Here is an 827-nt window from a genome sequence, read left to right on the forward strand (position 1 = left end):
AAGCCGCACCATGCCTATCTCTTTGCGAACCGGCGCGCCACGCGCATGAAGGTACTCGTGCATGACGGCATCGGCGTGTGGCTGGCAGCGAGGCGTCTGCACCAGGGCCGCTTCGTCTGGCCTCGCGAGGTCACGTTGGAGCAGATGCCGCTGACGCAGCCTCAGTTGCAGGCCCTGGTGCTGGGCCTGCCGTGGCAGCGCGTGGAAGACGACGGCGCGATCCGTTTGCTGTGACGCAATCGGTGCTCGCGCCGATGCGCGTGGCCCGCGCTCGCCCCACACTGCCGCCATGTCAGTCGCCGCGCCCCTCAGTGCCGAAGACATCGCCTCGCTGGAAGCCGCGGGGCTCGGCCATATCGGCGCCAAGGTGCGAGCGCTCTTGGACCGCCAGGCGCACGACCGTCACGAGATCGAGTGGCGCGACGCCAAGATCGAGAAGCTGACCTTCGAGATGGCGCAGTTGCGCCGCGTGAAGTTCGGCAAGAAGAGCGAGCAACTCGACGCTGAGCAGAAGGCGCTGTTCGACGAGGCGGTGGATGCTGACCTCGCCGCCCTGGAGGCTCAGCTGGCCGAGCTAATGGCGGCCAAGCGCAAGGACACCGAGCCCGCGCCCGAGAGGCCGAAGCGCGCCGCGCTGCCCGCCGATCTGCCGCGTGTGGAGCGACACCACGAACCCAGCGACACGACGTGTCCCTGCGGCTGCCAGATGACACGCATCGGCGAGGACGTCAGCGAGAAGCTGGACTACACGCCCGGCAGCTTCACCGTGGAGCGCCATGTGCGCGGCAAGTGGGCCTGCGCGAAGTGCCGCACGTTGACGCAGGCCC

The 827-nt window shown here is 68.6% G+C and carries 1 protein-coding gene and 1 pseudogene; both read left to right on the top strand.

The annotated features are described in order from the left end of the window. On the top strand, window positions 1-234 hold a 234-nt coding region (gene tnpB / locus AC1DU6_RS33515), incomplete at its 5' end, for an IS66 family insertion sequence element accessory protein TnpB (protein ID WP_477862663.1). A gap of 196 nt (window positions 235-430) precedes the next feature. Next, a pseudogene (locus AC1DU6_RS33520) lies at window positions 431-827 on the top strand (transposase domain-containing protein); the annotation flags it as partial.

This window comes from Roseateles sp. P5_B10, assembly GCF_056400485.1.